Below are 24,136 nucleotides of genomic sequence, written 5' to 3'. Positions count from 1 at the left end.
GATCAACCGACCGGAGAGTGCCGTGGTAGCGAGCAACCAGATCCGGCCGGTCGAGCAACTTCTCGACCGGGCCTCGGACCTGCGGTTGCGCGCGCCCGAACTCGCACTGGTGCTCGGCGAGCGGGCGGCTTCGCTCGCCGAGGCCGCCCGCTCGGATCAGGCGTGGCTGCGCGCGGAGTCGCTGGTGGTCTACGCACGGGTCCGGCTGGGTGATCGTGCTCCGGTGACGGCGCGGGCCGTGGCGGCGCTGCGGTCGGCCGAGCACCTCGGGTACTCGCTGCTCTCGGCGCGGTTGCGGACCGATCTCGCGGTGTGCGCGCGCAGCGTCGGGATGCCGTTGACCGGGTTGGCGCTGTTGCGTCCGGTGCTGGCGGAGCCCGAGTTGACGCCCGGGGAGCGGGCCACGGCGTTGTGCCATCTGGTGGGCTGCATGGCTCAGCTGGGCCGGAAGCAGGAACTGGACCGGGTGCTGCTCGAAGCGGATCGGCTGTGCCTGTCCGACGAGAGTTCCGACGGTGACTCGCGGCTGGTGATGCGTTCGCTGGTGCGGGTGGGCATGTCCGGGCATCGCCGCAGGCACGGCGACCTGACCGGGGCCGCCGACGCGGCGCGCACCGGGCTCGGCTTCATCGAGCAATTGCGGGATCCGTCGGCGGATGGCGGTCTGGCCCGGGCTCGGCTGGTGTTGCAGCTGGTCTGCACCCTGCTGGACCGCGGCAACATCGAGATGGCGCTCGAACTCGCCGAGCCGGTGCTCGAATCGCCGCCGCGGGCCGGGGTGATCGGCCCGGCCAGCTGGCTGCGGCTGGCCGTGGCGACGCGCGTGCACCTGAGCACCGGTGCGCCCGAGGCCGCCGGTTTGCTGCTGCGCGAGGCGGTCTACGACGCGGACCGGCACGGGCTGCACTCGCTGACCGCGAAGCTGTTGCTGGAACTGGCACATGTCGAGGAGCGGCTGGGCAGGCCGGCCGATGCACTCGAATGCCTGCGGCGCTCGCGGGCGGCCGAGCAGGTGCACCTGCGGATGCGGCGGCAGGCGTGCGCGGTGCTCAGCGGTGAGTTCGGTGGTGGAGAGCAGGCGCCGGTCGACCTGACCGATGTGCTCGCGCGCTCGCCGCGGACGTCCGGTGGGATGGAAACCACGGTGATCCCGCGGATCACCGACTCGACGCCGCCTCCGGCTCAGCTGGTGCAGGTGCGGGAGGTCGCCCGCCCGCAGCCGCAGCGCGAGGCGGCCGCGCGCGCGAAGCAGCCTGTCCGGGTTGAGGCGCCGCAGTTCGCGCCGGAGGAACTGACGCAGATCGACCTGCCGCGCTACGAGCCACAGCGCGAAGCGGCGCGGTACGAACAGCCACGGCAAGAGCCGGCGCGGTACGAGCAGCGACCGCCCGAGTCGGCGAAGTACGAGCAGCCCGCTGCGGAGGCGGCGCGTTATGCCCAGCCCGCGGCTGAGGCCCCGCGCTACGCCCAATCCGCAACCGACGCGGCCCAATACGCCCAGCCGGACGCGGCTCGGTACGCACAACCCGCCGCGGAGGCGCCTCAATACGCGCCGCCCGCAGCGGACGCAGCCCAATACGCACAGGCCGCTGGCGAGGCGCCTCGGTATGCGCCGCCCGCAGCTGAAGCTGCTCACTACGCGCAGGCTGGCGAGGCGTCTCGATACGCGCAGCCCGGAGCCGAGACACCTCGGTATGCGCAGCCTGCGGCGGAAGCGCCCCAATACACGCAAGCTGCGGCGGAAGCGCCCCAATATGCACAGCCTGCGGCGGACGCGGCTCGGTATGCGCAACCTGCGGCTGAGCAAGTTCGGTATGCGCAGCCCTCCGCCGAGTCGTCCCGGTATGGGCAGCCCGCTGCCGAGTACGCACCGCCCGCGGGCGAGGCATCTCGGTATGCGCAGGCTGAGAGTGGTCAGTACGCACAGTCCGCCGCCGAGGTGTCTCGTTATGCGCAGCCTGCGGCTGAGGCACCTCGGTATGCGCCCGCGGCAGAGGCGGCTCAGTATGCGCCGGCGGCGGAGTCGGCTCAGTATGCGCAGTCTGCTGGCGAGGCGCCTCGGTACGCGCAAGCCGCGGCGGAAGCGTCCCAATATGCACAGCCCGCGGCTGAAGCGGCTCAGTACGGGCAGTCCGCGGGGGAAGCGTCCCGATATGCCCAGCCCGCGGGTGAAGCGGCTCGGTATGCCCAGGCGGAGGCAGCCCAGTACGCGCAGCCCGCAGCCGAGGCACCTCGGTATGTGCAGCCTGCGGCGGAAGCGCCCCAATACGCGCAGGCTTCGGCGGAAGCGCCCCAGTATGCGCAGTCCTCCGAGGCGGCTCGGTATGCGCAAACCGCCGAGGCTGGGCAGTACGGGCAGCAGCCGTCGGGTGGGCGGTATGAGGCTGCGGCCGAGCCCCCGCGTTATCGGCAGGTTGCGCCCGAGCCGTTGCTGGCGCCGCCGCCGGCGGCTGAGCCGGAGGAGCGCTTGCCGGCGATGACGAACGTGTCGCAGCCGGAGGCTGCGCCGCGGCGCGAAGAGCGGCGCGAAGAACCGCACATCACCACGCGGCACGACGCCGAGCACGGCTCGGTGGCGGCTCGGTCGGTGCTGGACCGGCTCGGGGTGTCCGCGTCCGGCTCCGGCGGTGGGCGGCGCCGCGCCGGGGACAAGCCGGTGGAGCAGCCACCCGCCGAAGCGGCCGCAGCGGCGCCCCGGACCGAACCGGTGGCCACGCCCGAACCCGAGAAGCCCGCGCAGGAGGAGGGCTGGCTGCCCAAGCTGCGCCTGCCACCGTCGCTGGCGCCGGTCGACGAGTACACCTCGGAGTACGGCAAAACCAACTACGACCTGACCAACGGGGACTACACGCCACCCGCGCCGCCTGCCGACTTCGTGATTCCGGCCGAGGATCCGCCGCCGGACGCCGGGCTGGCCGAGCTGCTCGCGCTGGCGCTCGCCGAGCACCGTGCTGGGACGTCGAGTGCCGCGGCGCTGGTGAAGCGGCTCGGCACGCAGTCCGACGATGAAGCGGCTCAGCCGGTGAACGGGAGTTCGCGCCGCGGCGAATACGACCACGGGCGCCGCCAAGCCGGTGGCGAAGCCTGATCGAAGCCGCCTGATCGAAGCTAGGGGCCCTGCCAGTTCCCGGTGTGCTTTCGCTCACCGGGCGTCGTTATTGCCACGAACTGAATCGAAGGCTGAATCGAAGCCGCCAGCCCCGGCCGGGGAACGGTCGTTTCCCCGCCGATGGCGGTCGTCCCGGCTTCTGGTGAAGGCAGTATTTTCTTGCCACGTAATGCCCATACTGGGGCGAGCGAGAGACACAGCGTGGTGTCGGGAACGGGAGAGTTGCCTGCAATGAGTTCGACGGCGTCTTCGATCAGCGTTGGCGGGGCCTCCAACCCGCCCGGAGCGGGCAGCACCACGCTGGACCGCTCCGAGCGCGCGAGCCAGCGGCGCTCGGCCAGCCCCGAGCAGATCCGGGACGAGCTCGTCGACGCGGCCGCCGCGCTCGCGCCGGACATCGAGGACCTGATCCGGCTGTACTTCCGGCACACCCCCGCCGAAGAAATCGTCGACGACGAGGCGGCGGACCTGGTCGGCGCGGTGCGGACCCACCTCCAGCTCGCGCAGGAGCGCGTGCCGGGGCGCCCGGTGGTCCGGCTGCTCAACCCGACCACCGCCGAGGACGGCTGGACCCGCGAAGCGACCGTGGTCCAGCTGGTCACCGACGACATGCCGTACCTGGTCGACTCCGTGGCCGCCGAGCTGGCGCGCACCGGGGTGCAGGTGCAGCGCATCGTGCACCCCATCGTGGTGGTCAGCCGGGAGATCACCGGCGAGCTGCGCGAGGTGCACGCGGGCGCCGACGTGGCCGAGCCGCCGGAGGGCGCCGCCGCGGAATCCTGGATGTACCTGGAGATCGACTGCATCACCGACCCGCAGCGCGCCCGCGAGCTGGACAACCGGCTGACCTCGGTGCTCGGTGACGTGCGTGAGGTCGTCGAGGACGCCGACAAGATGGCCGAGGCCGCGCTGTCGCTGGCCGCCGGGCTGGAGAACGAGCCGCCGTCGCTGCCCGCCGCCGAGGTGCGCGAGGGCGCGGAGCTGCTGCGCTGGCTGGCCGACGGGCATTTCACCTTCCTCGGCTACCGGCAGTACGAGCTGGTCGAGGCGACCACCGTCGAAGGCGACGAGCCCGCGTTGCGCGCGGTGCTGGCCTCCGGGCTGGGCGTGCTGCGCCAGGACAGCCTCGCGGCGAGAAGCCTGACGGCCGGGCCGGATTCGGTCGCGGTCGCGCTGGAGCCGTCGCTGCTGGTGCTCACCCAGGCCAGCGCGCCCTCGACCGTGCACCGCCCGATCTACCCGTACTACGTCGGCGTCAAGACCTTCGACAACAAGGGCCGCGTCACCGGCGAGCACCGGTTCCTCGGCATGTTCACCACCACCGCCCTGCACGAGAACGTGCTGGACATCCCGGTGGTCGCGAGCCGCGTGCGCGAGGTGATCCACCGCGCCGGATTCCCGATGGAGTCCTACTCCGGGCAGCGCATGCTCGAGGTGCTGCAGAACTGGCCGCGCGCGGACCTGTTCTCCGCCGACGTCGACTCCCTCTACGCGACCGCGACCGGCGCGATCACCCTGGCCGACCGGCGGCGTCTGCGGGTGTTCCTGCGCCGCGACCCGTACGGCCGTTTCTATTCGTGCCTGGTCTTCCTGCCGCGCGATCGCTACAGCACCCGCTCGCGCGTCGCGATGCAGGAGGTCCTGCTCGACGAACTCGACGGCACGCACCTCGAGTTCAGCACGCGCGTCGGTGAGACGTTGCTGGCCCAGGTGCACTTCACCGTGCACACCGACCAGGGCGCGCGGACCGAGCCGGACACCCTGCGCATCCAGGAACGCCTGAACGACGCCGTGCGCAGCTGGGACGACCTCATGGTCGAGGCGATCCTGGCCGAGCGCCGCACGCGCGACAGCGAAGCGGGCCCAGGCGGCGAGGAGTCGGCCGCCGAGCAGGGCCAGCGGTTCGCCTCGGTGTTCCCCGAGGCCTACAAGGAGGACTACTCCGCCGAAGAGGCGCTGGCCGACCTGCACCGTCTGGCGTCGCTGTCCGGTCCGGACGACCTGGCGATGTCGTTCTACCTGCCCGACGACGCCGAGCCGGGGGAGCGGCGCTTCAAGCTGTACCTGCTCGGCCAGGGCGTGACTCTGTCGACCGTGCTGCCGCTGCTGCAGCGCATGGGCGTCGAGGTGGTCGATGAGCGGCCGTACGAGCTGAACCGCGAGGACGGCTCGCGCTCGTGGATCTACGACTTCGGCCTGCGCATGGACCAGCGCGCGCTCGACGAGATCAGCGAGGACCAAGTCGAAGACCTGCGGACCCGATTCCAGGACGCGTTCGCCGCGGCCTGGAAGGGCGAGTGCGAGGTCGACGGCTTCAACGCGCTGGTGCTGCGCGCCGGGCTGACCTGGCGCCAGGCGGCCGTGCTGCGCGCCTACTCGCGGTACCTGCGCCAGGCGGGCAGCCCGTACTCGCAGGAGTACATCGAGAACGCCGTGCTCGCGCACACCGACATCGCGACCGCGCTGGTCAGCCTCTTCGAGACCCGGTTCGACCTCGGCATCGACCCCGAGCAGCGCGAGCAGGAGGCGGCCGCGAAGGCCGCCGAGATCGCGAACCTGATCGACGACGTGGTCAGCCTCGACGAGGACCGGATCCTGCGCCGGCTGATGGCGGTCATCGGGGCGACGCTGCGGACGAACTACCACGTCAAGTCGGCCGACGGCGTGCCGCGGCCGTACCTGGCGCTCAAGCTGGACCCGCAGGGCGTGCCGGACCTGCCGGAGCCGCGGCCGAAGTTCGAGGTCTTCGTCTACTCGCCGCGCGTCGAGGGTGTGCACCTGCGCTTCGGCTCGGTCGCGCGCGGCGGGTTGCGCTGGTCCGACCGCCGGGAGGACTTCCGCACCGAGATCCTGGGCCTGGTCAAGGCGCAGGCGGTGAAGAACGCGGTGATCGTGCCGGTCGGCGCGAAGGGCGGGTTCGTGGTCAAGCGGCCGCCCGCCGCGACCGGTGACGCCGGGATCGATCGCGACGCCCAGCTCAACGAGGGCATCGCCTGCTACCGCATGTTCATCTCCGGCCTGCTGGACCTGACCGACAACCTCAACGAGGGCAAGACCGTGCCCGCGCCGGACGTGGTGCGCTACGACGGGGACGACAGCTACCTGGTCGTCGCCGCGGACAAGGGCACCGCGAAGTTCTCCGACATCGCCAACGAGGTGGCCATCAGCTACGGCTTCTGGCTCGGCGACGCCTTCGCCTCCGGTGGCTCGGTCGGCTACGACCACAAGGCCATGGGCATCACCGCGAAGGGCGCGTGGGAGAGCGTCAAGCGGCACTTCCGCGAGCTGGGCGTGGACACCCAGAGCGAGGAGTTCACCGTCGTCGGCATCGGCGACATGGCCGGGGACGTGTTCGGCAACGGCATGCTGCTCTCCGAGCACATCCGGCTGGTGGCCGCGTTCAACCACCTGCACATCTTCCTGGACCCGAACCCGGACGCGGCCAGCTCCTACGCCGAGCGACGCCGCCTGTTCGACCTGCCGCGGTCCTCGTGGGAGGACTACGACCGGTCGCTGATCAGCGCCGGTGGCGGCATCTACTCGCGGGCCGCGAAGACCATTCCGATCACCCCGCAGGTGCGCGAGGTGCTCGGCCTCGACGAAGGCGTGCAGAAGCTGGCCCCGGCCGACCTGATGCGCGCGATCCTGCTCGCCCCGGTGGACCTGCTGTGGAACGGCGGCATCGGCACCTACGTCAAGGCCGAGACCGAATCGCACGCCGACGCCGGGGACAAGGCCAACGACGCGCTCCGCGTCAACGGCCAGGACCTGCGGGTCAAGGTGGTCGGCGAGGGCGGCAACCTCGGCCTGACCCAGCTCGGCCGGATCGAGTTCGCCAGGGCCGGCGGCAAGATCAACACCGACGCGCTGGACAACTCGGCCGGGGTGGACTGCTCCGACCACGAGGTCAACATCAAGATCCTGCTCGACCAGCAGGTCGCGGCCGGCAGCCTGCAGCGCGAGCAGCGCAACCAGCTGCTGCTGGAGATGACCGACGAGGTCGGTGAGCTGGTGCTCGCGGACAACTACCGGCAGAACGCGGTGCTCGGCGTCAGCCGGGCGCACCGGGCGCCGATGGTCTCGGTGCATGCCAGGCTGATCGCCGATCTGGAGGCCGACGGCAAGCTCGACCGCAAGCTGGAGGCGCTGCCCAGCCCGGCGGAGTTCAAGCGGCTCGAGAAGGAGGAGAAGGGCCTCACCTCGCCCGAGCTGGCCACCGTGCTCGCGCACGTGAAGCTCGACCTCAAGGACGAGCTGCTGGCCAGCGAGCTGCCGGACAACGAGGTGTTCGCCAGGCGCCTGCCCGACTACTTCCCGAAGCCGCTGCGGGAGCGCTTCGGCGACGCGATCGCCGACCACCCGCTGCACCGCCAGATCATCACCACGCTGCTGGTCAACGAGGTGGTCGACGGGGCGGGCCTGTCGTATGCGTTCCGGCTCAACGAGGAGATGAACGCGACCGCGACCGACGCCGTGCGCGCCTACGCGGTGGTCACCTCGGTGTACGACCTGCCGTCGCTGTGGCGGGAGATCGACGCGCTCGACAACCTCGTGCCGTCGGACGTCGCCGACGAGATGATGCTGGAGACGCGCCGCCTGCTCGACCGGGCCGCGCGCTGGTTCCTCACCAACCGGCCGCAGCCGCTGGCCGTCGGCGCGGAGATCAACCGCTTCGGCGAGACGGTGGCCCAGCTGGCCACCCAGGTCGAGGGCTTCCTGCGCGGGCGTGAAGCGGAGTCGGTCCGCGAGGACGTCGAGCGGCTGACCGCGCACGGCGTGCCCGAGTCGGTGGCCAGGCGGGTGGCGGCGCTGCTGCACACCTACGGCCTGCTGGACGTCACCGAGGTCGCCGAACTGGCCGAGCAGGAGGTCGGCATCGACGTGGAGCGCAGCACGGCCGAGGCCGCCGAGCTGTACTACGCGCTGTCCGAGCACCTCAACGTGGACAAGATGCTCACCTCGATCAGCGCGCTGGAGCGGGGCAACCGCTGGCACGCGCTGGCGCGGCTGGCGCTGCGGGACGACCTGTACGCGTCGCTGCGGGCGATCACCCTGGACGCGCTGCGGCACAGCGACTCCGACGACACCGCGGACCAGAAGATCGAGCAGTGGGAGCACACCAACGCCTCGCGCCTGGCGCGGGCGCGGGTTTCGCTGGACGAGATCCAGCGCTCCGGCAGGCTCGACCTGGCGACGCTTTCGGTGGCGGCGCGGCAGATGCGGAGCACGGTCCGCTGATGGCACACCGCGCACTGGTCCGGCCGCGCTGGTCGGACATGGACGTCTACGGCCACGTCAACCACGCCAACATGGTCACCCTGCTGGAGGAGGCCAGGGTGCCGCTGCTGTTCGGCGAGTCGGCCGCGGCCGGGCTGACCGAGCTGGCGAAGGGCATCGTGGTGGTCCGGCTGCAGGTCGACTACCGGGCACCGGTGGTGGTCGGCAACGACGACGTCCTGGTCGAGATGACCATGACCGACCTGAGGTACTCCTCGTTCACCATCGCCTACCGGGTGCACGCCGGGCCCGAGGCGACGGACAAGGTGGCCGTGACCGCGGAGACCAAGCTCGCGCCCTACGATGTGCGGACCGAGCGCCCGCGCCGGCTCACCGAGGACGAGCGGGATTTCCTGCGGCGCGGATTAGGGGAGACGGATGCCTGAACTGCGGATCGCTGATCCGGCGGACCGCGAGACGCTCGGCGCCTTCGTCGCGCGTGCGGTCCGGCTGGACGGACAGGTGGCGGTGCGCCTGCGCAACCGCGCGCCCGGCATCGTCGAGGCCTGGGTCGCCACCCCGTTCGACGTGCTGGCGACCAGGGCGGTGGCCGGGGAGATCACCCCGGCCGACGTGACCGTGTCCGGGTCCGAGCTGCTCGCCGCGCTGACCGTGGCGGGCGGCGAGCGGATGGACCCCGGTCCGTCGCGGGACCTGCTGTGGCACTCGGAGCTGCCCGCGGCCGGGCGGTGGCAGCCGGTGGACGACCTGCCGGTCGGCGTGGTCGCCGATCTCGCCGACCGCGGGGTGTCGCTGGCCAGGGAGAACGCCGGGCCGCACGGCAATCCGCCCGCTTCGCTGATGGACCAGGCGGTGCTCACCGTCAGCGGCGGTGAGCTGGAGGTCAAGGTCCAGATGCGCTGCCTGTTCGCGTTGTCCGGCATGGGCTTCCTGGACTCGTCGATCAGTGACGACGTGGTGCGGGTGACCGCGACCGACTCGTGGCTGCGGATGGACGCGCGCTACGGCGCGATCGTGCGGCGGCGGCACGCCCTGCTGCCGCTGCTGTTCGGCGCGCACTGAGGGGCCCGCCGAGAGGGACACCGAGAGTTCTTACGAGGGTGTTACCAGGGCCGTTCCGGTGGATCCGGGACGGCCCTGGTGTCATCGTAGGGGCATGACCGAGCGCGAGAAGCCCGCTGAACCGGACCCCACCAGGGAGTTCCTCGACGGCGTGCGCGCCGAGGAGACCCCGTGGCGGACCGAGCGTCCCGCCGAGCAGGAGCGCCCGGAGCCGGCGATCGAGAAGCCGTCGCGGTGGCGCCGGGCCGCGCCGTACCTGCAGGCGGGCGCGGCGGTGGGCTGGATCGCGAGCGCCGCGCTGCCGGACGACGACTACGAGGACGGTTACGACGCCGGATTCGACGCGGGCGCGGGTGGCGAGAGCTACGGGAGCTGAACCGCGCGCATCCGCTCGATCTCGGCGGTCTGCCCGGTGATCACTTCCTGCGCCATCTCCTGCGTGCGATCGTTGAGCCCGCCGGCGAGCTGCTGCTCGGCCATGGTCAGCGCGCCCTCGTGGTGCCGGATCATCAGTTCCAGGAACAACCGGTCGAAGTCGGTGCCCTTGGCCGCGCGCAACGCGTCCAGCTGCTCCGGGGTGGCCATGCCCGGCATGGTGGCGTGGTCGTGACCACCGGGCGAGCCGTGGCCCGCGTGCCCGCCGGTGTCCTCGGGCGGCACCGGCTTGCCGTGCTCGGTCAGCCAGGAGGACATCTGGTCGATCTCGGCGCCCTGCGCGGCGTCGATCCGGCCCGCCACCCCGCGTACCAGCTCGTTGCTCGCGCGTTCGGCCACCAGGTCGGTCATCACGATCGCCTGCCGGTGGTGCGGGATCATGTTGGTGACATAGTTCACATCGACTTCGCTGAGCGTCACGTTCTGCTGATGCTGCCCGGCTTCACCGGGCGGGACCATGGTGGCGCTCTCACCCGGTTTGCCGGGAACCAGCACGCCCGCCGAGGGTTGTGGAGGCGGGACCGGCTCGTTCGAGCACCCCGCCAGCATCACGCAGGCGAGACCCGCGGCGATCGCGGCGGTCACTGTTCGTGTCATGGCGCCAGCGAACCGCCTCGGCCGCCCGTTCGTCAATGTCTCGCGGGCCGGACACCTTCTTAAGTAGCTATCGACCATGTGCGCGAAAGGGAATAATCTCCGTCCACAAGCAACAGTTGGGAGCCCGTATGGTGGACAGGTTTTTCCGGAAGCGGCGCCTTTCTCGTATGTTCGTGGCAACCGCCGGCGCGGTCGGGCTCGTTCTGTCCGGCGTGGCCGGAGCTCCCGCCGCCGTCGCCCAGAGCGGGATCCCGCCGGTCGACCAGATCGTGCACAGCCCGAACATCCGGCAGATCGCCAACATCCCGAAGCAGGCGCCGTTCAACACCACGAACGCGCTCGGCACCGACATCGCGTTCACCAAGGACCACGCGATCGTCGGCAACTACGACGGCTTCGTCATCTACGACATCAAGCAGCCGTCGAAGCCGAAGATCGTCAGCCAGGTGCTCTGCCCCGGCGCGCAGAACGACGTCTCGGTGGTCGGTGACCTGCTGTTCCTCTCCACCGACTCCTCGCGCAGTGACGACTCCTGCCAGAGCACCTCGCTGCCCGCCTCGAACAAGGCGGCGTGGGAGGGCATCAAGGTCTTCGACATCTCGGACCTGAAGAACCCGCGGTACGTCTCGGCGGTCGAGACCGACTGCGGTTCGCACACCCACACGCTGGTGCCGGACGAGAAGACCGACTCCACGCTGCTCTACATCTCGTCGTACGCGCCGGCCGCGGACCTGCCGGACTGCCAGCCGCCGCACGACAAGGTCTCCATCGTCAAGGTGCCGAACAAGGCTCCGCAGGACGCGGCGCTGATCGCCGAGCCGGTGCTCTTCCCGGACGGTGGCAACGCCGGCGGTGACAACCCGGACGGCACGCGCCGCTCGGCGACCACCGGTTGCCACGACCTCACCGCGTACCCGGAGAAGGACCTGATCGGCGGCGCCTGCATGGGTGACGGCGTGCTGATCGACATCTCCGACCGGCTCAACCCGCGGGTGATCGAGCGGGTGCAGGACAACGTGAACTTCGCGTTCTGGCACTCGGCCACGTTCAACAACGACGGCACCAAGGTCATCTTCACCGACGAACTCGGTGGCGGCAGCCTGGCCACCTGCAACGCGAAGTTCGGCCCGAACCGCGGTGCGGACGGCATCTACGACATCACCGGCTCCGGCGACGACCGCAAGCTCGAGTTCCGCAGCTACTACAAGATCTCGCGCTACCAGGCCGAGACCGAGAACTGCGTGGCGCACAACGGCTCGCTGATCCCGGTACAGGGCCGCGACATCATGGTGCAGGCCTGGTACCAGGGCGGCATCTCGGTGTGGGACTTCACCGACTCGGCGCACCCCAAGGAGATCGCCTGGTGGGAGCGTGGTCCGGTGTCGAACACGCAGAACATCACCGGCGGCTCGTGGTCGGCGTACTACTACAACGGCTACATCTACTCGTCGGACATCCAGAAGGGCCTCGACGTGCTCGATGTGCGCGACCGCGCCACCGCGCCGGCGAAGTCCGTGAAGTACGACCAGTTCAACCCGCAGACGCAGCCGCACTTCGGCCGCTGACGGACGACTGAGCACAAAGGAGCGGGGCATCCGGCCGGGTGCCCCGCTCCTTTTGCGTCAGTGCCGGTTCGAGTCGGTCCAGCCGTCCAGCCGTCCAGCCGGTTCAGACCAGCCAGGCGGCGGCGTCGGGCGGCAGCTTGCCGTCGACCAGCGGGCTGCTGGAGAGCAGCACCTCACCGGGTGGCAGGTCCACCGGTGCCGCCGAGGTGTTCAGTGCGCAGACGAGTCCGCCCGGCTTGCGCCGCAGGGCGAAGCAACCCGCCGGAGCGCCGTACCACTCGACCTCTTCACCGTCGAAGGCCGGATGCTGGTGCCGCAGTTCGAGCGCGTGGCGGTAGAGCGAGAGCGTGGAGTCGGCGTCCTCCAGTTGCGCTTCCACGGTCAGCCCGGCCCAGTCCGACGGCATCGGCAGCCAGGCGCGGTCCGCGGTGGTGAAGCCGAACGGCGGTTCGTCGCCCTCCCACGGGATCGGCACGCGGCAGCCGTCGCGACCGCCGTCCGGGCCCGCCGTGCGCACCCGCGGGTCCACCATCGCCTCCACCGGCAGGTCCACATTGGCCAGGCCGAGTTCTTCGCCGTTGTACAGGTAGATCGCGCCGGGCAGGGCCAGTTCCACCAGCGCCATCGCACGCGCCCGCCGCACGCCCTGCGCACCGCCCCCGTACCGGCTCACCTGCCGCCAGACGTCGTGATTGGACAGCGTCCAGGTGGCCGCCACCCCGGCGCTGCCGGCGATCGCCAGCGAGCGCTCGATCGACGCGCGCATCGCGTCGGCGTCGAAATGGGTGAGCACCAGGCGGAAGTTGAAGCCGAGGTGCAGTTCGTCCGGCCGGAGGTAGCGGGCGAAGCGCTCCTCGTCGGACACCCAGATCTCGCCGACGGCCATCGTGCCCGGGTACTCGTCGAGCACCTTGCGGATCATCTGGTGGATCTCGTGCACGCCGTCGTTGTCGAAGCGGCGGTCGGGGATGTCGCGGTACTCCCCGCTGATCAGCGCGTCCGCGGCGGCCGCCCGCAGGTCCATGTCGGGCAGGCCGGGCGGTTTCGCCATGCCGTGCGCGACGTCGATGCGGAACCCGTCGATGCCGCGGTCCAGCCAGAAGCGCAGCGTGCGCTCGAGATCGGCGTGCACCTCCGGATTGCCCCAGTTGAGATCCGGCTGCTCGGGGGCGAACAGGTGCAGGTACCACTGGCCGTCCGGCACCCTGGTCCACGCGGGACCGCCGAACGCGCTGACCCAGTTGTTCGGCGGGTGCTCACCGGTGATGCCGAGGCCCTCGCGGAAGATGTAGCGCTCCCGCTCGGGACTGCCCGGCAGCGCGGCGAGCGCGGCGGTGAACCACTCGTGCCGGTCGCTGGTGTGGTTGGGCACGAGATCGATGGTGACCTTGATACCGCGCGCGTGCGCCGCCTCGAGAAGCCGGTCGAAGGCGGCCAGATCGCCGAACAACGGGTCGACGTCACGGGGATCCGAGATGTCGTAACCGTTGTCGGCCATCGGCGAGCGGTAGAACGGGGTCAGCCACAGCGCGTCCACCCCCAGCAGCTCCAGATAACCGAGCCTGCTGCGGATTCCGTCCAGGTCACCGACCCCGTCGCCGTCGGAGTCGGCGAAGGAACGGACGTACACCTGATAGAAAACGCTGTCACGCCACCACTGGGCGTCGCCCGCCGCGGTGGTTCTGCTGTCGGCAGCTCTGCGCACGAGGCGCAATCCTTCCACCTCCACCACGGGGCTTGTCCACCAGAGTCCGCTTTTTTCTTTCCAGGCCTCAGATCCAGCTGTTCATCATGCTCTGTGCGGCCATTTCGAGGTATGCCCAGAGCTGATCGGCGTAAGGCTGGGGCAGCTTCGCCTCGTCGACGGCCACCCGCATCGCGCGCAGCCACGCGTCGCGCTCGATCGGGCCGATCTTGAACGGCGCGTGCCGCATCCGCAGCCGGGGGTGCCCGCGCTGGTCGGAATAGGTGTGCGGGCCGCCCCAGTACTGCATCAGGAACAACCGGAAGCGCTCCTCGGCCGGGCCGAGGTCCTCCTCCGGGTAGAGCGGGCGGAGGATCTCGTCCTCGGCGACCTGCTGGTAGAACCGCCCGACGATGAAGCGGAACGTCGGCTCACCGCCGACGGCCTCGTAGAACGTCTGGGGGTCCTGCGTTTCCGGCGTCACGTTCACCACTCCATCATGCCTGCTGGTTGTTCGTGGCCGAGCCGCCGAAGAACCGGCCGAGCGGCGGCTCGAACCCGGCGTCCTCCAGCGCGCTCATGATCCGGGCGCGCAGCGCGCGCTGGACGGCCCACTGGCGGCCGGGGCGCACCTTCACCGTCATCCGCAGCTGCATGCCCTCCGGGGTGACGGCCTCCACACCGAGCATCTCGGGCGGCTCCAGCACGTCGGAGGCCAGCGGCTCGCTCTTGACCGCGTCCTCGGTGACCTCGGTGAGCAGCGCGGTCGCGCGGCTGACGTCGGCGTTGTAGTTCAGCGGCACGTCGACCACGGCCACGGCGTAGCCCTGGCTCGAGTTGCCCACCCGGAGCACTTCGCCGTTGCGGACGTACCAGACGGTGCCGTTCAGATCGCGCACCGTGGTGATCCGGAGGCCGACCGCCTCGACCGTGCCGGAGGCCTCACCGAGGTCGACCACGTCACCGACGCCGTACTGGTCCTCGAGCATCATGAACATGCCGGACAGGAAGTCCTTGACCAGGTTCTGCGCGCCGAATCCGAGCGCGACGCCGACGATGCCCGCCGAAGCGATTATCGGGCCGAGATTGATGCCGAGCTCACCGAGCACCAGGATGAAGGCGAGGCCGTAGACCAGGAACGTGGTCAGCGACTTGAGCACCGAGCCGATCGTCTTGGCGCGCTGACGACGGCGCTCGGCCACCAGCGGGCCGAGGATCTCCGGCGCGCGCTCGCGCAGCGGGCGGAGGATGGCGGGCAGCTTGCCGCTCCTGCCGTTGTTCTCCGGCAGGGTGGTCACCCGGTCGATCAGCCTGCGGGCGACCAGCCGGATGACGAACGCGATGACCAGGATCATCACGATGCGCACGGGCTTTTCGATCAGCCAGTCCGCCGAACCGGCGAGCCACGCGTTCCCGGTGGTGTCGTAGACCCAGCGGCACCAGCTGCCCGCCTCCTGGGCGCAGAGCGGTAACGCGTCGGGGGGCTGCTGGCTGAGCAGTGCGTTCACGGCTGAGAAGTACTCCTTTTCCGTGGGTTTCGCTCATCGTCACATGGATTTCACGTGCTCCGGCGAGTGTTCCGGGAGGGCGGGCGATGCGCGCGCTCGAGGTCGCCGGAACCGGCCACCACGGTACCGGTCGATGACACGTCGGCTAACACACGTGCGCGATGGGTGTGATCTGTGGTCGACTATGGCTGAACCGGTGGAGGTGGTCGAGTGCCAGACCGACAACCGATCCCCTTCGGCGCGCCGGGCCGGGAATTGGCCGGGCAGGCGCCGGAGGTCGTGTCCTGTGCGCACTCGGGCGGGTCGAACGGACCCCAGCCCAGTGGGCCGCCGAGCCGTGGCGGGCGTGTGACCCGCGTACACGGCCAGCGCAAGGGACGCGATCCGGGGGGTTCGGGGCCGGTCGCGCCGCTGGGCGGGCGCCGCCGGGTGCTGCTGCTCAACGCCACCTTCGAACCGCTGACCGCGTTGCCGCTGCGGCGCGCGGTGGTGCTGTTGCTCTGCGGCAAGGCCGAGGTGGTGCACGGTGATCCGGCCGGGCTGATCCTGCACGCGGCGACCATGACGGTGCCGGTGCCCTCGGTGATCCGCCTGAGCACCTACGTGCGGGTCCCGTACCGGGCGCAGGTGCCGCTGACCAGGGCCGGGCTGATGCACCGCGACCGGTACCGCTGCGTGTACTGCGGTGGCCGCGCGGAGACCATCGACCACGTGGTGCCGCGCAGCAAGGGCGGCGAGCACAGCTGGCAGAACTGCGTGGCGTGCTGCACGAAGTGCAACCACCGCAAGGCGGATTCGCTGCTCAGCGAGATCGGCTGGCGACTGCCGGTGATCCCGAGGGCGCCGCACGGTCCGCACTGGCGGTTGCTCGCCCACACCACGGACGCCGATCCGCTCTGGCGCCAGTACCTCGGCGCCCCGGCCGCCTGAGGGCGACCGGGGCGCTCGAACGCTTGCCGCTCAGGCGGTGACGCGGGTGCCGCAGGTGACCCGGGTGCCACGCGTCACGCGCGTGCCCCGGGTGACTCGGGTGCCCGCGGTGACCCTGGTGCCACAGGTGACACGGGTACCGGCGGTGACGCGCGTGCCCGGGGTGACCTCGGCGTTCGCGGTGACGTGGGTGCCTGCCGTGACCCGCGTGCCCGGGGTGACCTCGGCGTTCGCCGTGACTCGGGTGCCTGCCGTGACGCGGGTGCCTGCCTCGGCGCATGCCGTCACCCTCGTGCCCGCCGTCACACGCGTGCCGCGGGTGACCCTCGTGCCCGCCGTGACCCGGGTGCCACGCGTGACTCGCGTGCCCCGGGTGACTCGCGTGCCGCAGGTGACCCTGGTGCCCGCGGTGACTCGCGTGCCGGCCGTGACCCGGGTACCGCGGGTGACGCGCGTACCGCGGGTGACCCGGGTACCGGCAGTGACGCGTGTGCCCCGCGTCACCCTCGTGCCACGCCCGTCCGAGTCAAGGATCAGTCGGGCCATCTCGTTGTGTGACGAAAAACGGTCGTACGTCGCCTGGGCGGGGGTGGGGGCGCTGTGCATGACGTGTCCTCCTGGGACCGTTCCGTGACAATTTAAGCTGGGAAGCGAGGCGGCAAGGCCCGTACAGGTGAAAAAAGTACGAGGATTTCACCGCCGGAACAAGACAACAGCGGTGAGTACCGCCGCACGTACGTTGAGTTGCAACCTTTCGGCTACCCCGCTTCGCCCTGTTGGCCGGTTGCCGACGAGGCAAGCGGGGGACGTGCGGTGAACGGTTGGCCAACCACGGCGTCCCGGCACGCTCCGCTGGGCCATCAGCTACGCTGCGCGCGTGAACTTGGTCGAGACGCTTCTGGTCTTCGCGGCCGCGCCGCTGGCCATCTACCTGGTGGTCAGCCTGGTGACGCTGCGGTCGAAATTCTCCGGTGCGCCGAGGTACCGCCCCGGCCAGCCCTGGGAATACGCGCCGATCTGGTGGAGCGCGAACCCCGAGGGTACAGGGCGCCAGGCACCGGCCGGGGCCGAGGAAGGCGGCGCCACCGCCGTCACGGCACGAGGAGGGGCTCGTGGGAGCTGGTGAACTGACGCACGGCGGCGCGAGCGCCGCCGTGGACGAGCGCGATCTGCCGACCGGCACCGTGGTGCTGCCGACCGGGCGCGTCACGGCCGCCAAGATGTACGAGCCCGCTGCGCCGAAAGGCCCATTCAGCGCCGTCCAACTGGCCCGCCTCGACGAGGCGCTGACCCTGGCCAGTCGCGAAACGGGCCTGGACTTCAGCGTCTACCTGGGCGAACTGGGTGAGGACAGCCGTGCCGCGGCCGAACGGCTGCACGCCTCCATCGGCGAAGCCGCGAGCCGCTCGGTGCTGGTCGCCGTTTCGCCTGGCGAGCGCGTGGTCGAGGTGGTCACCGGCGAGCTGTCCTTCCAGCGCCTGCCCGACCGTGGTGCCAAGCTCGCGGTGATGAGCATGGTCGCCTCCTTCAAGGAGGGTGACCTGGTCGGCGGCCTGGTCAGCGGCCTGCGCATGATGACCGACCAGGCGGGCCCCGAGCCCAAGCACTGAACTCAGCGTGAAAGAAGGGGCGTGACCACCGCGGTGGTCACGCCCCTTCTGCTTGTTCTCAGGCCTGCTGGTCGAATTCGCGGGCGGCCAGCGCGCGCACGATGCCCGCCCGGCCTTCCGAGACCAGCCGGCGCAGGGCGGCCGGGTGCTCACCGGCGAGCCACGCGTCGGCCGCTTCCACGGTGGCGGTCTCCACCGCCCACGACGGGAAGAGTCCCATCACCGTCGGCTGCGCCCGCTCGCTGGAGCGCCGCTGCCACACCTCGTCGATCTGCGCGAAGTACTTCTCGACGTAGGCGCTGAGCAGGGCCTTCTGCCCGGGGTGCGAGAAACCGCCGATCAGCGCGTTGCTCACGGCGTTGGGCAGCTCGTCGTCGAAGACCGCGCGCTGCCACGCGTCCGCCTTGGCTTCGGGCGTCGGGCGCAGCGCCCGCGAGCCCTCGGCCTGGCGGCGGCCGGTGGCGGTGTTGTCGCGCGCCAGCTCGGCGTCGATCTCGGCGTCACCGGCCTTGCCGTGCGCGACCAGCGCCTGGAGCAGCCGCCAGCGCAGGTCGGTGTCCACGGTGAGGCCGTCGAGCGGGGCCGAGCCGTCGAGCCAGCCCGCCAGCGCGGTGAGCGCGGTGTCGTCGAGCACGCCACCGGCGAGCGAGTTCACGAAGGCCAGCTGGTGGTCCGAACCCGGCTGCGCCGACTTCGCCAGCTCCAGCAGCTTGCCGGTGAAGGTGGGCCAGCCCTGTGAAATCGCCCACTCCGGCTCCGCGTAGGAGTTGAGCGCGGTCTGCGCCTGGAGCAGCAGCCGCTGCACCACGCCGACCTCGCTCTCCGCGTGCACCCCGCGCGAGACCAGGGTGACGAAGTCGCGGGCCTTCAGCTCGGCCTCGCGGGTCATCTCCCAGGCCGCCGACCAGCACAGCGTGCGCGGCAGCGGGTCGGTGATGTCGGCGATCCGGTCGATCAGGGTGACCAGCGAACCGCTGTCCAGCCGCATCGTGCAGTAGGTCAGGTCGTCGTCGTTGACCAGCACGAGCTTGCCCGCGGCCACGCCGACCAGGTCGGCGACGGCGGTGCGCTCGCCGGTCACGTCCAGCTCCACGCGCTTGGTGCGGGTGATCCGGCCCGCGTCGTCCTCGTCGTAGATGCCGACCGCGATGCGGTGCGTGCGCAGCTCACCGGCACCCGGCTTGGCGCCCGACTGGACCACCTCGAACGAGCTGAACCTGCCCTCGCCGTCGACCTCGAACCGCGGCGTGAGCGAGTTGAGCCCGGTGGTCTCCAGCCATTCGGCGCTCCACCAGGACAGGTCGCGGCCGGACGCTTCCTCGAGGGCGGCGAGCAGGTCGGCCAGGGTGGCGTTGCCCCAGGCGTGCTTGCCGAAGTACAGCCGCAGGCCGGCGAGGAAGTTCTCCTGACCGACGTAGGCGACCAGCTGCTTGAGCACGCTGGCGCCCTTGGCGTAGGTGATGCCGTCGAAGTTCACCTCGACCGCGTGCAGGTCGACGATGTCCGCGGCGATCGGGTGCGTCGAGGGCAGCTGGTCCTGCCGGTAGGCCCACGACTTCTCGATGTTGGCGAAGCTGGTCCACGCGTTGGTGTACTCGGTGGCCTCGGCCTGCGCGAGCACGCTGGCGAAGGTGGCGAAGGACTCGTTCAGCCACAGGTCGTCCCACCAGCGCATGGTGACCAGGTCGCCGAACCACATGTGCGCCATTTCGTGGAGCAGGGTTTCGGCGCGGCGCTCGTAGGCGTACCGGGTGACCCGCGACCGGAAGACGTAGTCCTCCAGGAAGGTGACCGCGCCGGCGTTCTCCATCGCGCCCGCGTTGAACTCGGGCACGAACAGCTGGTCGTACTTGCTGAACGGGTACGGCGTGCCGAACTTCTCGTGGTAGAAGCCGAAGCCCTGCTTGGTCTCGGTGAACAGCCGCTCGGCGTCGAGGTGCTCGGCCAGCGAGGCGCGGCAGTAGATGCCCAGCGGGATCTCGCCGTGCTCGTCGGAGTAGGTGTCGCGCCATTCGGCGTACGGCCCGGCGATCAGCGCGACCAGATAGGTCGACATCCGCTCGGCGGTGGCGAACACGGTGCGGACCGCGCCCTCGGGGGTGTCCTCGGTGGACTCCACCAGCGCGTTCGAGATGACCTTCCAGTCCCGCGGCGCGACCACGGTGAGCCGGTAGACCGACTTCAGGTCCGGCTGGTCGAAGCAGGCGAACATGCGCTTGGCGTCGGCGGTCTCGAACTGCGTGTAGAGGTAGACGCCTTCGTCGACCGGGTCGACGAAGCGGTGCAGGCCCTCGCCGGTGTTCATGTACCGGCAGTCGGCCTCGACCACCAGCTCGTTCGACGCGGCCAGCTCGGGCAGCGCGATGCCGTCCTCTTCGCGGTAGTTCTCGATCGCGAGCTTGTTGCCGTTGAGCGTGGCCGAGCGCACCTGCTCGGCGACGATGTCGACCCAGGAGCCCTCGCCGGGCCGGGAGCTGGTGAACCGGACGGTGGTCTTCGAGTCGAAGATCTTCTCGCCCGGTCCGCCGCGGCCGTCGGTCAGGTCGAGCTCGATGTCGTAGGACTCGACTTCGAGCAGTCCGGCTCGCTGCTGGGCTTGGTCGCGCGTCAGGTTCGGGGCGGGCACAGGCACCTCTGGTCGTTGATATCGGTTATCGGTTCGCTTACCAAAGCATCCAATCATGTGAGCTGCCTCGCTGACGATGGGGAACAACAGCCGTGCCCGTGCTGTTGCCGAGAACAGGAGTGCCCTACCGAGCAGGGAGACGTGATGACCGCAGCCGCACCGGCCGAGGTGGACTTCTACTTCGACCCGATCTGCCCGTACGCCTGGATCACCTCGCGCTGGATCCTGGAAGTGGAGCAGCACCGGGACATCGACCTGAGGTTCCGGGTGATGAGCCTGTCGGTGCTGAACGAGAACCGCGACGACCTGCCCGAGGAGTACCGCTCGATGCTCGACCAGGGCTGGGGCCCGGTCCGGGTGGCGATCGCGGTGGCCGAGGCCAAGGGCCAGGAGGTGCTGCGCGAGTACTACACCGCGATCGGCACCCGCATCCACAACCAGGGACGCGGGTTCGGCGACGAGGTCATCCGCGAGGCGCTGCGCGAGATCGGCGCGCCGGAGGAACTGGCCGAGGCCGCGAACTCGACGCAGTACGACGAAGCGCTGCGCAAGAGCCACCACGAGGGCATGGACCCGGTCGGTTCGGACGTCGGCACGCCGACCATCCACATCAACGGCGTCGCCTTCTTCGGCCCGGTGCTGACCTCCATCCCGCGAGGTGAGGACGCGCTGCGCGTGTTCGACGGCGCCCACGCGCTCGCCTCCTACCCGGACTTCTTCGAGCTGAAGCGCACCCGCACCGGGACCGACGCGCTGAAGTTCGACTGAGCCGGGTGACCACTGAGCCCGTGACCGGTTGACTCCGGTGGGTAGGCTTCCGGGAATGGGAGCCGTATCCACACCGGTTTCGCGGTCACGGGTGGCGATCGCCGGGTTCGTCGGCACCACCATCGAGTTCTACGACTTCTACATCTACGGCACCGCGGCCGTGCTCGTCTTCGGGGACGTCTTCTTCCCGAAGTTCTCCGCGACGGCGGGCACGATCGCTTCGCTGGCCACCTTCGGCGTCGGCTTCATCGCGCGCCCGCTCGGAGCCGTCCTTTTCGGACATTTCGGCGATCGGGTCGGCCGCAAGCGGATGCTGATCGTCTCACTGCTGCTGATGGGGCTGAGCACGGTCGCGGTCGGCCTGGTGCCCGGGTACGCCACGCTCGGTGTGCTCGCGCCGGTGCTGCTGACCGTGTTCCGCTTCCTCCAGGGCATCGGCCTCGGCGGGGAGTGGGGCGGCGCCGTGCTGCTGTCGGTCGAATACGCGCCGGAGGGCAAGCGCGGGCTGTACTCCAGCTTCCCGCAGCTCGGCCCGGCGGTCGGGTTCTTCCTTTCCGGCGGGGTTTTCCTGCTGCTGACCTCGGTGCTGTCCACCGAGGACTTCCGCGCCTGGGGCTGGCGCATCCCGTTCCTGCTCAGCGCGGTGCTGGTGGTGGTCGGTTACTACATCCGGACGACCATCGCCGAGACCCCGGTCTTCCAGCGGGCGATGGACCGGGCCGAACGCGCCAGGGTGCCGCTGTTCGAGGTGGTCCGCCGCCAGGGCTGGGTGCTGCTGCTGGCCTCGGGCGCGATGGTGCTGGCGCACACGCTGTTCTACACCGTGATGACCTTCAACCTGTCCTACGGCACGACGGTGCTCAAGCTGTCCTACAGCGCGATGCTGACCTGCACGGTGATCGCCGCGGTCTGCCTCGGGCTGGCCACGCTCGGCTCGGCCAGGCTGTCGGACCGACTGGGGCGCAAGCGGGTCTGCCTTGGCGCGGCGGCGGTTTCGGTGCTGTGGGCGTTCCCGATGTACTGGCTGATGAACACGGCGAACCCGGTGCTGATCGCGGTGGCGCTCAGCGGGGGCATGGTGATCATGGGCTTGTTCTTCGGGCCGATGGGCGCGTTCCTGCCGGAGTTGTTCGCCACGCGGTACCGCTATTCGGGCGCGTCGGTGGCCTACAGCATGGGCGGCATCATCGGCGGTGCGGTGTCGCCGATCCTGGCCACCGAGTTCTACGACGCGGCGAAGTCGTCGTGGCCCATTTCGCTCTACCTGGTCGGCGTGTCCCTGGTCGCCGCGTTGTGCGTGGCGCTGCTCAAGGAGACCTACCGCAGCGACCTGGCGGGGTAGCACGGACGCACGGACTACACCGCCAGGTCCGGGTGTCAACGCGATTTTCCTGATCGCACAACGGTTCCGGCGTTCCGGCCATGATCGAAACCGCGGATGTCCGGCGTTTCCTCCGGTGCCCGCGGTGCCGGCCGTCAGCCGAGGCGCAACGCGGCCCGCGTGACGTCCTCGGCCACCGGTGACGCGGCGATCGCCGCCGCGGCGTCGACCTCACCGGCGCGCAGTGCACTGTCCAAAGTGATCAGACGATCGAGGATCTCCTTCTGCGCCAGCAGAAAGTCCCGATCGACCGTCGGGCCGTGGCCGGGCAGGATGATCTCCGCGCCGAGCGCGAGCACACCGTCGATGGCGGCGGGCCAGCCGCTCAGCGTGGTGTCCGTGCCGAAGGATTCCGCGGTGAACGAGCCCGGCGGCGAGAATTCGACGAGGTCACCGGCGAAGACCACGGAGGCGTCCGGCACGTGCACCACCACGTCGTTGTCGCTGTGCGCGGGCCCGAAGTGGGCCAGTCCGACACGACGGCCGCCGATGTCCAGCTCGGCCCGGTCGGTGAGGAGCCGGTCGGGCAGGGCCAGGTCCGGCTTGTCACGCGCGGCCAGTTCGCGGTGGCAGTTCTCGTGAGCCCAGACCTCGCAGGGCAGGAACGCGGAAACCCCGAAGGCGTGGTCGAAGTGGTCGTGCGTGAGCGCCACGGTCCACGGGTGCGGGGTCACTTCGCGCACCGCGTTCGCCAGTTCCGCGCCCTGCTCCGCGTCGGCGCGGGTGTCGATCACCAGGCAGGCGCCGTCTCCGACGACCAGCCCGATGGTCAGGTCCCAGTCCGGGTAGCGACGCGCGTACACGCCGTCCGCCAGCACGTCCCAGCGCGGCGTCATCGCGGCGTCACGTCGACGAAGACGCCCTCATCGAGGTATGGAGCCATCTTGGAGGAGTTGACCGCGATCGCGAGATCGACGTCGCGCATGTGCCCGGCTTGGCTCAGGTCCTTGCCCGACGACGAGCTGGCGACCACCGCGCCGACATCCGGACCGGCGGCCCGGTAGGCCCGCGCGGCCAGGCTCGCCTCGGCCGACGGCCACTGCGCGCCCGCGGTGATCAGCGCGTCGACGATGGCCCCGGCGCCGAGCAGGTCCTCCGCGCTCGGCCGCAGCGTGCCGGTGGACCCGAGGTCGGCGACCATGTCCACGCCCCAGCGCTCCCCGGCCGGGACCACGCCGATCGGGCCGCCCTGCGCCAGCACCCGCGCCATCCTGGCCACCGCGCGCGCGTTGCGCAGGCAGCCGGTGAGGACCTGGGTTCCCGCGTTCGCCGCCTTCGCGCACAGCGTCGCGCCGTTCGGTGACGGCAGTGCCAGCAGCGTGCCCGCCGGAATGGTCAGCACCGAAGCCGGTCGCAGGCTCCACTCCCACTCGCCCGCCGGGACGGCGCCCGCGGCGCGCGCGGCCTCGATCCCGCGCTCGTCGCGCCAGCGGACCGGCAGTACACGGGCGCCCCGGCTGAGCGCGATGTCCACGGTGGTGGAGAACGAGAGCACGTCCACGATGACCAGCACCGCGCATTCCGCGCCCAGAGCGGTGATCCCCTCTTCGCCCCATTCGAGCCGGATGTCGTGCCCCGGCTGCCCGAAGATGCTCATCGTCACAGCATGCCGGGCGGGCGCGC

General features: G+C 70.5%; 19 protein-coding genes. 11 read left to right on the top strand and 8 right to left on the bottom strand.

Annotation, left to right across the window (positions count from 1 at the left end):
* Window positions 1-22: 22 nt before the first annotated feature.
* From YIM_RS38925 to YIM_RS38905, 5 genes are all read left to right on the top strand, one after another.
* Window positions 23-3,088, top strand: coding sequence for a hypothetical protein (locus tag YIM_RS38925; protein WP_153035132.1), 3,066 nt, complete (start codon window positions 23-25; stop codon window positions 3,086-3,088).
* Between the two features lie 252 nt (window positions 3,089-3,340).
* Entirely contained in the window at window positions 3,341-8,347 is a 5,007-nt protein-coding gene (locus YIM_RS38920) for an NAD-glutamate dehydrogenase (protein ID WP_194239894.1), read from the top strand.
* On the top strand, window positions 8,347-8,772 hold the full coding sequence (locus tag YIM_RS38915) for a thioesterase family protein (RefSeq protein WP_153035131.1): 426 nt from the start codon (window positions 8,347-8,349) through the stop codon (window positions 8,770-8,772). Before YIM_RS38920 ends, YIM_RS38915 begins: the two co-directional genes overlap by 1 nt.
* Entirely contained in the window at window positions 8,765-9,409 is a 645-nt protein-coding gene (locus YIM_RS38910; protein ID WP_153035130.1) for a hypothetical protein, read from the top strand. The genes YIM_RS38915 and YIM_RS38910 overlap by 8 nt, the downstream gene beginning before the upstream one ends.
* A 94-nt stretch (window positions 9,410-9,503) precedes the next feature.
* Window positions 9,504-9,785: a hypothetical protein gene (locus YIM_RS38905; protein ID WP_153035129.1), complete on the top strand. Its 282-nt coding sequence runs from the start codon at window positions 9,504-9,506 to the stop codon at window positions 9,783-9,785.
* On the opposite strand, the gene YIM_RS38900 is transcribed toward YIM_RS38905, so the two are convergent.
* Window positions 9,773-10,441: a DUF305 domain-containing protein gene (locus YIM_RS38900; protein WP_194239893.1), complete on the bottom strand. Its 669-nt coding sequence runs from the start codon at window positions 10,439-10,441 to the stop codon at window positions 9,773-9,775. The genes YIM_RS38905 and YIM_RS38900 overlap by 13 nt on opposite strands.
* Before the next feature lie 167 nt (window positions 10,442-10,608).
* Here YIM_RS38900 and YIM_RS38895 point away from each other — a divergent pair, with 167 nt between their 5' ends.
* Window positions 10,609-12,006: an LVIVD repeat-containing protein gene (locus YIM_RS38895; protein WP_153035128.1), complete on the top strand. Its 1,398-nt coding sequence runs from the start codon at window positions 10,609-10,611 to the stop codon at window positions 12,004-12,006.
* 103 nt (window positions 12,007-12,109) lie between these two features.
* Here the strand turns inward: YIM_RS38895 and YIM_RS38890 are convergent, their stop codons facing one another.
* The 3 genes from YIM_RS38890 to YIM_RS38880 all read right to left on the bottom strand — a co-directional run bounded on the left by YIM_RS38890 (window position 12,110) and on the right by YIM_RS38880 (window position 15,198).
* The gene (locus YIM_RS38890) at window positions 12,110-13,711 is read right to left on the bottom strand and encodes a glycoside hydrolase family 13 protein (RefSeq protein ID WP_153035127.1); all 1,602 of its coding nucleotides are present in this window, start codon (window positions 13,709-13,711) and stop codon (window positions 12,110-12,112) included.
* Window positions 13,712-13,778: 67 nt separating this feature from the next.
* The gene (locus tag YIM_RS38885; protein WP_370469043.1) at window positions 13,779-14,174 is read right to left on the bottom strand and encodes a globin; all 396 of its coding nucleotides are present in this window, start codon (window positions 14,172-14,174) and stop codon (window positions 13,779-13,781) included.
* Window positions 14,175-14,187: 13 nt separating this feature from the next.
* Window positions 14,188-15,198 (bottom strand): mechanosensitive ion channel family protein, encoded by a 1,011-nt coding sequence (locus tag YIM_RS38880; protein WP_153035125.1) that lies wholly within the window; start codon window positions 15,196-15,198, stop codon window positions 14,188-14,190.
* A 210-nt stretch (window positions 15,199-15,408) separates the two neighbouring features.
* Here YIM_RS38880 and YIM_RS38875 point away from each other — a divergent pair, with 210 nt between their 5' ends.
* Window positions 15,409-16,128, top strand: a complete 720-nt coding sequence (locus YIM_RS38875) for an HNH endonuclease (RefSeq protein WP_228004297.1) — start codon at window positions 15,409-15,411, stop codon at window positions 16,126-16,128.
* Window positions 16,129-16,158: 30 nt separating this feature from the next.
* Here the strand turns inward: YIM_RS38875 and YIM_RS48745 are convergent, their stop codons facing one another.
* Entirely contained in the window at window positions 16,159-16,416 is a 258-nt protein-coding gene (locus tag YIM_RS48745) for a hypothetical protein (protein ID WP_228004296.1), read from the bottom strand.
* A 589-nt stretch (window positions 16,417-17,005) separates the two neighbouring features.
* Between YIM_RS48745 and YIM_RS38865 the strand changes: the two genes are divergently transcribed.
* Window positions 17,006-17,254: a hypothetical protein gene (locus YIM_RS38865; RefSeq protein WP_153035123.1), complete on the top strand. Its 249-nt coding sequence runs from the start codon at window positions 17,006-17,008 to the stop codon at window positions 17,252-17,254.
* Entirely contained in the window at window positions 17,241-17,738 is a 498-nt protein-coding gene (locus tag YIM_RS38860; RefSeq protein WP_153035122.1) for a DUF5130 family protein, read from the top strand. Before YIM_RS38865 ends, YIM_RS38860 begins: the two co-directional genes overlap by 14 nt.
* Before the next feature lie 58 nt (window positions 17,739-17,796).
* On the opposite strand, the gene pepN is transcribed toward YIM_RS38860, so the two are convergent.
* The gene (pepN, locus tag YIM_RS38855; RefSeq protein WP_153037522.1) at window positions 17,797-20,364 is read right to left on the bottom strand and encodes an aminopeptidase N; all 2,568 of its coding nucleotides are present in this window, start codon (window positions 20,362-20,364) and stop codon (window positions 17,797-17,799) included.
* A 144-nt stretch (window positions 20,365-20,508) separates the two neighbouring features.
* Here pepN and YIM_RS38850 point away from each other — a divergent pair, with 144 nt between their 5' ends.
* Together YIM_RS38850 and YIM_RS38845 are read left to right on the top strand one after the other, a co-directional pair.
* Window positions 20,509-21,132: a DsbA family protein gene (locus YIM_RS38850; RefSeq protein WP_153035121.1), complete on the top strand. Its 624-nt coding sequence runs from the start codon at window positions 20,509-20,511 to the stop codon at window positions 21,130-21,132.
* A gap of 55 nt (window positions 21,133-21,187) precedes the next feature.
* On the top strand, window positions 21,188-22,474 hold the full coding sequence (locus YIM_RS38845; protein ID WP_153035120.1) for an MFS transporter: 1,287 nt from the start codon (window positions 21,188-21,190) through the stop codon (window positions 22,472-22,474).
* Between the two features lie 134 nt (window positions 22,475-22,608).
* Here the strand turns inward: YIM_RS38845 and YIM_RS38840 are convergent, their stop codons facing one another.
* Together YIM_RS38840 and YIM_RS38835 are read right to left on the bottom strand one after the other, a co-directional pair.
* A complete protein-coding gene (locus tag YIM_RS38840) occupies window positions 22,609-23,349 on the bottom strand; it encodes an MBL fold metallo-hydrolase (protein ID WP_153035119.1) in 741 nt (246 codons plus the stop codon).
* Window positions 23,346-24,110 carry a 2-phosphosulfolactate phosphatase gene (locus YIM_RS38835; protein ID WP_153035118.1) on the bottom strand — a complete coding sequence of 255 codons (765 nt, stop codon included), beginning with the start codon at window positions 24,108-24,110 and terminating at the stop codon, window positions 23,346-23,348. The genes YIM_RS38840 and YIM_RS38835 overlap by 4 nt, the downstream gene beginning before the upstream one ends.
* Window positions 24,111-24,136 lie beyond the last annotated feature (26 nt).

It is taken from the genome of Amycolatopsis sp. YIM 10, assembly GCF_009429145.1.
GTDB lineage: Bacteria > Actinomycetota > Actinomycetes > Mycobacteriales > Pseudonocardiaceae > Amycolatopsis.
Note: the sequence above shows the minus strand (reverse complement) of the source record. Positions and strands in the feature narration are given on the sequence as shown.

Excerpts from the sequence above, each read along its gene's own strand:
- YIM_RS38920 (WP_194239894.1), top strand. The coding sequence starts at position 3,341 with ATGAGTTCGACGGCGTCTTCGATCAGCGTTGGCGGGGCCTCCAACCCG.
- YIM_RS38915 (WP_153035131.1), top strand. The coding sequence starts at position 8,347 with ATGGCACACCGCGCACTGGTCCGGCCGCGCTGGTCGGACATGGACGTC.
- YIM_RS38910 (WP_153035130.1), top strand. The coding sequence starts at position 8,765 with ATGCCTGAACTGCGGATCGCTGATCCGGCGGACCGCGAGACGCTCGGC.
- YIM_RS38905 (WP_153035129.1), top strand. The coding sequence starts at position 9,504 with ATGACCGAGCGCGAGAAGCCCGCTGAACCGGACCCCACCAGGGAGTTC.
- YIM_RS38900 (WP_194239893.1), bottom strand. The coding sequence starts at position 10,441 with ATGACACGAACAGTGACCGCCGCGATCGCCGCGGGTCTCGCCTGCGTG.
- YIM_RS38895 (WP_153035128.1), top strand. The coding sequence starts at position 10,609 with ATGTTCGTGGCAACCGCCGGCGCGGTCGGGCTCGTTCTGTCCGGCGTG.
- YIM_RS38850 (WP_153035121.1), top strand. The coding sequence starts at position 20,509 with ATGACCGCAGCCGCACCGGCCGAGGTGGACTTCTACTTCGACCCGATC.
- YIM_RS38845 (WP_153035120.1), top strand. The coding sequence starts at position 21,188 with ATGGGAGCCGTATCCACACCGGTTTCGCGGTCACGGGTGGCGATCGCC.
- YIM_RS38840 (WP_153035119.1), bottom strand. The coding sequence starts at position 23,349 with ATGACGCCGCGCTGGGACGTGCTGGCGGACGGCGTGTACGCGCGTCGC.
- YIM_RS38835 (WP_153035118.1), bottom strand. The coding sequence starts at position 24,110 with ATGAGCATCTTCGGGCAGCCGGGGCACGACATCCGGCTCGAATGGGGC.